Origin of the sequence: Mesorhizobium sp. M4A.F.Ca.ET.020.02.1.1 (assembly GCF_004022645.1) — a bacterium.
Lineage (GTDB): Bacteria > Pseudomonadota > Alphaproteobacteria > Rhizobiales > Rhizobiaceae > Mesorhizobium.
This window is the reverse complement of sequence record NZ_RZOI01001352.1, coordinates 1-561: the sequence shown is the minus strand read 5'-3', so window position 1 is coordinate 561 and position 561 is coordinate 1. Positions and strand designations below refer to the sequence as shown.

Sequence of the window (561 nt, the reverse complement as noted above, 5' to 3'; positions counted from 1 at the left end):
GGCGATGACGGCGGAGACGAGCAGGACGACCGCCGCCGTGATCGAGGCCGAGACATAGTTGCCGGAGGCTTGCGCCAGCATGCCGGCAGCGATCGGGCCGATGATCTGGCCAACGCCGAAGGCGGCGGTCATCAGCGCGAAGATGCGGCGCGGCGACCGGGGCGCGAGCTGCCTTGCCGCCTGCAGACCGAGCGCGGTGATGGCGACGAAGGTGCCGCCAAGCAGAACGCCAGCCAGCAGCGGACCGGCATAGCCGCCGACAACGACGCTTGCGGCGACGCCGACCACCTCGAGGAGACAAGCGAGCACGTAGGCTGGGTAAAGACCGGACCTTCCGGCGACCTTCTGCCACAGCCAGACGGACGGAAAACCGGCGAGCCCGGTGACCATCCAGACCATGGCCTCGAACACGCGCCCGCCGCCGCTCTGGCGCACAATGGCGACGAGGAAGGTCGCTGTCACCACATAGCCGAAACCGAACAGGCCATAGGCAACGATCATCTTCAGCATTGAGCGGTCCTTCGGCAGCGCCGGCTCGCGGTCTTCGGCGCCATTGATGAT

The 561-nt window shown here is 67.4% G+C and carries 1 protein-coding gene; it reads right to left on the bottom strand.

Annotated elements, in window-relative coordinates; all coding sequences use genetic code 11:
* Positions 1-561 (bottom strand): YbfB/YjiJ family MFS transporter (locus EN742_RS37090; RefSeq protein WP_128333997.1); only part of this gene is annotated, 561 nt, incomplete at both ends.